The organism is Aquabacterium sp. UBA2148, assembly GCF_002328915.1.
Lineage (GTDB): Bacteria > Pseudomonadota > Gammaproteobacteria > Burkholderiales > Burkholderiaceae_C > Aquabacterium > Aquabacterium parvum.
In genome coordinates, this window is the sequence record NZ_DCXA01000158.1 from 21225 (window position 1) to 29976 (window position 8752).

The 8752-nt window shown below is 67.6% G+C and carries 9 protein-coding genes; all 9 read right to left on the reverse strand.

Annotated features, from left to right (window positions below; translation table 11 throughout):
• Positions 1-1351 (reverse strand): WG repeat-containing protein (locus tag B2W70_RS08650; RefSeq protein ID WP_286744844.1); only part of this gene is annotated, 1351 nt, incomplete at its 3' end.
• A gap of 203 nt (positions 1352-1554) precedes the next feature.
• Positions 1555-3513, reverse strand: coding sequence for a hypothetical protein (locus tag B2W70_RS08655; RefSeq protein ID WP_286744847.1), 1959 nt, complete (start codon positions 3511-3513; stop codon positions 1555-1557).
• Positions 3514-3526: 13 nt separating this feature from the next.
• Positions 3527-4141: a hypothetical protein gene (locus B2W70_RS08660; RefSeq protein WP_286744850.1), complete on the reverse strand. Its 615-nt coding sequence runs from the start codon at positions 4139-4141 to the stop codon at positions 3527-3529.
• A complete protein-coding gene (locus B2W70_RS08665; RefSeq protein WP_286744852.1) occupies positions 4138-4995 on the reverse strand; it encodes a nitroreductase family protein in 858 nt (285 codons plus the stop codon). The genes B2W70_RS08660 and B2W70_RS08665 overlap by 4 nt, the downstream gene beginning before the upstream one ends.
• Positions 4996-5008: 13 nt before the next feature.
• Positions 5009-6289 (reverse strand): YcaO-like family protein, encoded by a 1281-nt coding sequence (locus B2W70_RS08670; protein ID WP_286744855.1) that lies wholly within the window; start codon positions 6287-6289, stop codon positions 5009-5011.
• Between the two features lie 27 nt (positions 6290-6316).
• Positions 6317-6913, reverse strand: a complete 597-nt coding sequence (locus tag B2W70_RS08675; RefSeq protein ID WP_286744858.1) for a hypothetical protein — start codon at positions 6911-6913, stop codon at positions 6317-6319.
• Between the two features lie 32 nt (positions 6914-6945).
• The gene (locus B2W70_RS08680; RefSeq protein ID WP_286744860.1) at positions 6946-7746 is read right to left on the reverse strand and encodes a TOMM precursor leader peptide-binding protein; all 801 of its coding nucleotides are present in this window, start codon (positions 7744-7746) and stop codon (positions 6946-6948) included.
• A 7-nt stretch (positions 7747-7753) separates the two neighbouring features.
• Positions 7754-8338, reverse strand: coding sequence for a hypothetical protein (locus tag B2W70_RS08685; RefSeq protein ID WP_286744862.1), 585 nt, complete (start codon positions 8336-8338; stop codon positions 7754-7756).
• Positions 8339-8503: 165 nt separating this feature from the next.
• Positions 8504-8752 (reverse strand): DUF6396 domain-containing protein (locus tag B2W70_RS08690; protein ID WP_286744864.1); only part of this gene is annotated, 249 nt, incomplete at its 5' end.

Sequence of the window (8752 nt, forward strand, 5' to 3'; positions counted from 1 at the left end):
CACCAGGCGGCAGGGCCAGGCGACGCCCATCCGAGCCGATCAGCACGGACCTCGCCCCCCCGTCGTGATCCGGGTGCCGGCCCCATGTCAAGCCATGGTGAAAGGCTTCCATGCCCAACCACTCAGGCGAGATCAACCACCGCCCCAGGCCATCGATGGCACCAAAGCGGCCGTCGGTGCGCTGCACCACCACGGGGTCGGAAGGCAGTTGACCAGGCATGAGCAAGGCCCACTCAGCGCGGGTGAGCACACGCAGGTCAGCGGTGACGACGCCCGGCTCGGCGGCGTCATCTTGCGGGTGCAGCAGGGCGCGGATGGCGCCAGGGACAGCAGGCGATCGATCGCGCTCCCACAGGAACTCGATGCGGAGTTGCTTGAGTCGCGCGCGTTCCTCGGCACTGAGCACGGAGCGCCCATCCGGCCCGATGAGGTCCGGGGCGCCGCCATCTCGCTTGGGCGAGAGCCAGATCCATCCATTCTGCAGGTGCTCGTCGTGCTCAGAGGTGTCCAGGACCTCGATTCGGTCATCCGGCAAAGCGATCAACAGGGCCTCGTGCAGGTCGTACACCCAGGCGTCGCCCCAGCGTTCTTGCCGTGGCGACGTCACGTGGCCCTGCGCGCGGTGGAGCTCGCGGAGGTCCGGCCCCAGCCACACCCACTCCGAGTGCGCGGGCGAAACCACCCACAGACCCGGCCGGTCCATTTCGATGGCCTGGTAGCGGGTGCTCGACAGCGGCTGCCCCGCCAGGTCCACGAAGAACCACCCGCCTGCGCGGTGCACTGCGACCTTGCCTGCATGCAGCAGCGGCTCGAGCTCGCTGCGCAAGGCCAGGGGCGAGGCCAGCCAACGCCCTTCCTTGAGGGACCAGAGCCCCCACCAGTTTCGCCCGCTGGGCAAACGCACGCGGACAGGCCAGGTGCCGCCGACCGGGCGCCCCAGTTCCAAGACTTCACGGGGCCACTGCACGACCTCGCCCGTGTCCAGCCGCCAGGTCTCGGACGGCGGGGTGACGCGCACACGGATGGCGCGGTCTTCCTGCATGCTGCGGTGATCGAGGTCGAATGACCCCGCCTCGCTCAACCACGGCAAAGCCTGCCCTGTGGCACTCAACCTCTGGAGTCGGCCACGCTCGACAGCCCAGGCCAGGCCCTGAGCGTCGAACGACGTGACGTCGTCGTAGCGCGGCTCGAAACGCCACCGCCCCTGCAGGTCGATGAAGCCCCACTTGCCATCCTTGTGCGCGGCAGCCAGGCCATGCGAGAAGGCCATCACGCTGCCGTAGACCGGCTCGATCACCATGCGCCCCTGGATGTCGACGAAGCCCCAAAGGCCGTCCGCACTCCCGGGCATCGGCACGCGCAACGCCATGCGCCCTTCGCTGGGAAGGTGGTGACACCAACTCGCATGTTCGATGCGATCGGGGCACTCCTGGGTCCAGTGGGGCGCTGCCCAGGCCGCACCGCACCAAACGCCCCAACCAGCCGCCAGCCAAGTCGCCCTCGACAGCGCCCCGCAGAAAGCCCGCCAGCGCGGGCGCCACATGTTTGCCGACATCACCGGCCTCCTTCCAGCAGCCAGACGGCCTGCAAAAACTCGCGCGAGACCCCCGTCAGCTGCAAGCCGCCGCCCTCCCCCCTCGAGAAGGTCAAGAAGGGGTAGGCCTGGCGCTCCAGCCGACCAGCCGGGGGCAGGCGCAGGCCCATGGCGAAAGGCTGACCGGCCTTCGCAGGTCGGGTTCGCATCAGCTTGTCCAACCCGGGCAAGCGCACATACCAGACCTGCGCACACTGCCCGGCGAACTCGACCTCTGGCTCGGGGTAGAGCCCCCCGTCACCCACCGGCTCGGCGCGCCGGATCCACTTGAGCAAGGCCTGTCCCAAATTCACATTGGGTGCCTGCTTCACATCAAAGCCGATGTCGTTCAACAAGGCCTCTGGACGACGGGTCACCGCCGACAAGGTCGACATGGCCCGTGACGGATCGGCCTGATGTCGACGCCACCCCTCGCTGTCGGCCGCGCTCGGCTGCCGGCCCAGCAGCAGCGGTTGCCAGGTTGGCAACCACGCAGCCAGCCAGGCAGCGTGGTCACGACGGGCTTGCTCCTGGCTCCACGCGGTGGGCGCAAGCGCGCAGCTGGCATCCACGGGTGGCTCATCGCGGCGAACCCAGCGCGGTGGCAGGCCCAGGGCTTCGCAGCCTTCGCACAGCAAACTGCCGTCGCTCGACGCCGAAGGCTTCAGGCGCACGGCCACCGCCTTGGGCGAAGCGCAGGCCTTGGCCTGTTCTGCGAGCTCGCCGTGCCAAGCCACCAGTCGCACCCCCGAGGGGTCGGGGCAACGCGTCCACACAGCGGGCAGACGTGCATCGTCCACGTCACCAGGTCGGGCGAACAGATCGAAGCCCACATAGGCCGTCCAGGCGCTGAGCTGGATGCTGGGCTGACGCAACTCGCGCAGCCTGCGGTCCACGAAAGCGCTGTGAACCTCACCCGCGTCGCCAAGCCCCACGGGCACGTAGCGCGCGTCGATCACGGCGCCCATCCTCAAGGCCATCGGGTGGTCATCGCGACGCGCCCGCAGTGGCTGGGTGCGATCGGCCTGGCGCACCTGCCAGAGGCCGTTCTCGTCGGGCGCGAGCACGAACTGGTGCCGGTCGAGGCCGAACTGGGCCAGCACTTGCACCGAGCCATCGTCTCCCGTGTGCAGGGCATCGATGGACGAGTACACCGGCGCCAGCAGCTCGCGCAGGCGATCATCGAGCAGCCCGACTCGGTCCACCCAGCGAACAGACAACAGGCCGGCATCCTCAGCCACGCCGTCGAACGCTTCGTAGCGCTTGGTCGACAAGGGCAGCGGGCACTCACCGCTGATCGCGTGGCAAACGCCTTGCAAGCTCCCCTGGCTGACGATCACCCAGGGGCTGCGGGAGCCCACCCACGACACGCTGCCGAACTGCACCGGCAACACCGCTCGCCCAGCCGCATCGAGCACGCCCTCGCGGTGCCCCTGCCTGACCTCGAACAACCAACGCGTTTTCGAGGGGTCTTGCGGCCACAACCGCACGGGGCGAAGCTGTGTCCAGATGGCATCTGTGACGACCCGTCCTTCGGCGTCGAGCACCCCCTGTCGCTGCTGCGCGCCAGAAACGACGAAGCCCTGAGGTGCGCCGCGCTCCCCGAATGGTTCGATGTGCTGGTAGCGCAAGGCCGTGATCGCTTGCCCGTCTGCGTCAATCAGCCCCCAGGCCTGATCTCGCGTGACAACGGCAACGCGCCCGGCCGGCACGATGTGCTCGTAGCGCCCCGCGGGCACCAGCGTTCGCAAACCATCGGCCGTCAGCAATGCCCCATCGGCACCGATGCGTCGGGCGGCTTGAGGCCAGTCTGTGAACCTGGCCTCCTCAGACGACACCGACTCGCTCGCTCCCGCCCATCCGGCTGCAGCCAGCGCACAGGCCACCAGCAAGCCTTGCGCGCTCGATGCGACGCAACGCTTCACCCAGTTTTTTGTCATGTTGATTGTTCTTTCAAGATGGCGCCGTTTCGCCTCTGACGACCCAGCGCACCACCACCCAGGCCAAACCTGCACCGGCCAGCACGTCGATCAAGTTGTGCTGCCAGGTGGTCAGCGCAGACAGGGCGACGCCCAAGGCCCAGGCATCGCAACCGGCTCGGGCCCAGCGCGCGCTCAGCACCGATCGCCAGTGAGACCAGAGCACACCCAGGATGGCCACATGCAGCGAAGGCACGAGGTTGCTCGCCCCGTCGAAAGTGGCCAGGGCCTGGAACCAGGGCGCCCACACCGAACCACCCACGTCAGGCCAGCGCTGCAAGCGCATGGGCCACCACGCGAAACATGCGAAGCAAGCCAACTGCACCAGCAACAAGCGAGCAGCCAACCTGCGAAGGCTGACACCATCGCGTGCCACGAAGAAGGCCAGCACATAAGCCACGTTGATGCTGCAATAGACCACGATGCTGGCCGGCCAGAAGGGCACCCAGGCATCCCACGGCCCCTGCGAACCGGGCAGGTCTTCGAGGCGCAGCGCGCGGCGCAGCGTCAGCTGGTAGCCCGCAGCGAACACCGCCGCGCAGGCCATCAGCAAGGTCACCGATTGAGAACGGCTGGCTCGCTCGCTCACGACGCAGGCCACCCCAGCGCATACACGGCCGCGATCACGTGCTCGCTGACCGCGTCTGCCGGTGCCTGCCCCTGCGCACCGACGTGAGGGCCCAGTTCACGCAACAAGGCGCGGTCCTGAAAGGCCCCGATGACCACGCCCCCCATCCCCGTGCGCGCGGTCTGAGCCTGCCAGGCGCCGAGCCAGGAGCCGGCCTCCAGCAACATGAATCGCCCGCCTCGCTCACCGTATTTGTTCACGTGGGGGCCAGCTTGAGCGGTCACCACCAGGACCGCTGCAGGGCTGTCCATGTCGACACCCAGGATGGGCTTGAGCCGAGCCCAATCGGGTGCCTGACCGATCGGCGTCAAGCCATGCGACAGGGGGTCGTATCCCTGCACGGAGGGCGCCAACACCGTCCCCTCCCGGGCCAGCCGCCACCCGATCACGTGCACCTGCAATGGGTACTTGCCACCACCCGAAGCCAGCCCTCGGCCGCCATCCTGACGCCGAGCCATGGGCCACAACAAGGCAGACAAATCCGCCAGCTCGATCGCCCGATCGGAGAACGCTCGCACGCTGCGCCGAGGTGCCCAGGCATCGACCACCGAGGCATCGGGAGCTGGCAAGCGCTGAGCCGCCGAGCTGAAGCAGGCGAGCCAAGGCTCGTGCTCGAGTGCGGCGTCCTCTTCGATGCGCTGATGCATGAGCAACGCGCGCGTCGGGTTGAGTTCGCTGGCACGCCAGAATGCCTTGAAGCAAGGGGCGCCCACATCGGGCCCAGCCACCGCCGGATCCAGGTCCGCACGGGGCAGGCTCGACGTCCAATGCGGCACCACTGTCGCATCGATGAAGGGTGGATTGATTTCGTTCATGGCTGCCTCGTCATCAGCCCAGGGGGTGAGGCCAGGGGTTGGACAGCGGGTGATGGGCCACGGCATCCGGGTAGCGCCAGCGCCAGTCACCGGTTCGCCCGCCGAGGAAGGGAGCGCGTTCGTCTGCGTGCAGCAAAGACAACTGCGGCGACAACACACGGACCACCCTGAGCCCCGCCTGGGCCACGTCAGGGGGCGTGAGTTCGCGATAGGCCAACTCGATGCCGCGCTCCAGCAGAAATGGAATGAGGTCTTGCAGCTGCGACAGCTCGCTTTGGGGGCGGGTGTGTGCCGACCCCGTGGACATGGCGTCATGCGCCCGACGCCTGCGGTGTTTCAACAAGGGCAGTTGCGTCCAACCCTGGGGATGACAGGTGTAGTAAGCGGCGTGCTCGTCAAAGCGACGCAGCGCAGCGGGCTCGGCCGGCACCGAAGACTGTTGCACGAGGTGATCCGCAAAGCGCAGGCTTTGCGCCCATTCCAGCCAGGCCTTGTCGATGGCCTCGTCCAGCGTGGCTCGGCAGGCGATGCCGAACGCGTGGCGCACCTGCCCGCGCGCATGGTGACGCCCCATCACGGCGACCACCGGGTGAGGGTTCCAGGCCTGGGTCAGATCCAGCGCCACCACCTCCGCCCCGATGTCAGACGCCACGCTCTCGCATCGCTCGGGCAAATCAATTTCCAGGCCCCCCAGCCCATTGAGCCAGGTCACCGCCAGCGCATCGCGCTCCAGCACCTCTTGGGTGGCGCGCAACAGGGCTCGCCAGGGCCCCGAACCTGCCGAGTCCTTCTGGGCCGCCAACCCGCTGGAGGTGGAAGGCATGCGCGCTCGCCCTGCCCTCACACCCAGGCCCACCAGCTCTTGCGGCACCCACACCCGCTGGTTGTCATGCAGGCGAAAAACCGGGCTGAAGCCATCGTCGTCACCCACAGGCATGGGCCAGGGAAACCCGGCTTGCGCACGCTGGGCGGACGAGTACAGCGCGAAGCGGTCTTCCGCCCACAGTTCAAGCTCAGGCACGTCCGCGCGGCGACGAACAGGCACCGACGCCCTCGCCGCGGCATAGCGCTCCAGGGCCTCGGCCACAGCGGCCTCGCAGGCCTGCACCGGGTCTTGCCAGGCCACGGCGCCAGACACCCCTTGCCAATCGTTGACGGGCTCGGCTGGCACCGCCACGTGGACCATGCCAGGCACCTCCCAGGCCTCGGCGCGAGCCCGGTGCCATGGCAGGCAGATGCCCGTGCGCGCGTCTGCAGCCGCCATCAGGGTGGCATGCGATGCGGGCGTGGGCAACGTCAATGCAAGGGCCAGCGCCATGACTCAGAGCGCGCCCATCCAGGCCATGGCCTCGAGCACGATCGCCCCCAAGGTGAGGACCAGTGACACCACGCCCACCACGATGGCCTGCACAGGCCCGATCCCGGCGCGTTGGTGAAGCCTGACCCAGCCGACCAAGGACAGCAGGGCCAAGCCCGACGAGATCACGATGGCGCCGATGTCACCCAGCATGGAGCCAAACAAGGCGAACAAAATCACCATCACCACCCAGAACCAGGTCGACGACAGCAGGCTGGGCTCGTCAGCGGGCGAGGTGCTCGGTGTCGCGGCCGGGCTCGACTCACCGCTGGCCTCGCTGTTGACCGCGTTGGCGCTGGAGATCGCCGCGTCTGCGGGCGCCACGCCTTCGGGATGGGCCCACGGGTTCGTGGGCTCGATCGGCCCGGCAGCGGGCACGCCGTCTTCGCCAGCGCCTCGCGCCCGCTTGCGCAGGTGCGCCAGGTACATGCTCGATGCAACCACGGCGCTGCCCAAGGTGACCACGCAACTGCTGCAGCACGTGCTGGTTGAGCCGCCAGCGGCAGCCGTTTCAAGGTGCTGACGCGCGCGGGCGTCGAACTGAGTCGGCAGTTTGATCATTCGGAGAATTCGCTGGGAAGCACACCGTCAGGTCAACGGACCCACGGCAGGTTGAAAGGCGGTGCCAGTTCGGCATCCTCGTCTTGGCGCGAGGCCTGGCAGACGGGGCAGCCGGGCTGCACGTGCACGTGATGTCGGCTCAGGCGCAGCTGACGCAGGTCGAGCGCCGCCACCCGCTCCACCAGCTCGGGCCCCAGTCGCACGACATCGGACAACAAGGCAGCGACACCGGCGGCCCGACGCAACATTTCGGGCTCAGGCGGCGGCTGCAGGTCGCCCCATCGCTGGAGCACACGCTGTCCCAGGCAAGACACGCAGGCGGTCTGACCTGGCACCACCAGGGGCCCCACGCTCAAGGTGTGGTGGTGGGCAAGGTCCACCAGCAGGTGAGGCCCTCGCCGATGCCACGCGGTGTATTGCTGCAACAGCTCTGCCCAGCTCGCTGAGGTGCGCACAAGCAAGGTCAGGGGCGCATCGTCCGAGGCAGATGCGAGCCGCCAGCCCTGGCGGCTCAAGCCTTCGGCCAGGGCCTCGCACTCGGCACCGAACCACACCAGTCGGGCATGGGCCTCGAACGGGCGCTGTGCGCCCTCGGGCACCAGCGCACCCAGCCGCCTGAGTTGCCTCAGTGCAGCGCCGAGCTGTGGGTCATTTGCCCAGGTGGCAGCGTCGCCGCCCTCGCACAGCTCGATCAGGCGAGCGTGCAGGGACGGCGGCGCTTCGTCGATGAGGTAGACCTCGTCTGCGCCGGCCTGCACCAGCAGGTGCTCACCCAGCGATTCGATGCGCCAGGCGGGGCTGATGCGCCAGCTTTGCATGGACCCTTGCGACATCATCTGTTCAACGAGACGGGGTGTCTGAAACGAAATCGAGCTCCACGCGGCTGATGGCCTGCAAATCGAGCCGAGGGTCCAGAGCGATGCGGACATAGCGCCCCTCATCGGCGCCTTGCTTGAACGCCTGGCGCGAGCGACCGATTTCCTGATCGAGCGCACTGAACACCTTCACCTTCAAGGCACCCGACGCATCCTTGTCCGTCAGCACGTACACCTCGATCGCGTGAGCGCTCGACGAACCCGTTGACGATGAACCCGCTGGCTCGGCCTCGACGGCTGCCGAGCCATCCACCAACTGCACCTTGGTCGCCTGCAAACCAGCCTGACGAGCCCCTTCACCCACGACGACAGAGCGCCCTGATTTCTCGAAGCCCCGTTCCACACCTTTGAGCACCTTGCCCATGCCGGTTGTCACGGACTCGGCCGCAGCCGTGCCTTTGTCCTGTAGAACGTCACCAATGCCCTTGGCCATGTCCACCTTCTCGGTGGCCATTTCCTTGGCTTTGTCTTCGGCGCTCTGGCGAGAACACCCCGCCACCTGAAGCGCGATGGCGCCGGTCAACACACCCATGAAAATGGTGCGATGCATGGATTGCTCTCCTTGATTGGTGCTTTGGGGCTTTGCTCAGGGCAAAGCCTTGGAATGGACGTGATTCTCGGGGCTGGCGCGCACGGTCGCACACAGCACGCCCCCCTCTAACGGGGGACGCGCGCCCCCACAAAACCGCCCCATGAGCGCTGGCCCCTGGAGGGGTCATGGCCTGATCAGCGGCAAGCCCGTTGAAAAGTGCAGGCCCTTCTCGCGGCACAAGCGCTCCATCAAACCCTCGTCAGGCCGACCGGGCACAGGGCGTGGCGTGTTGTCCCACTCAAACTGTCCCGACCACTTCGGCAGTGGCGCCGGCGGCAACGGGACGATGCGATCCAGATCGGGCAACACCCCTCTGTCAGATTCGTGGCCAATGAGGAACATCCGGATGCGCTCGTACCGATCGGCCCGCGC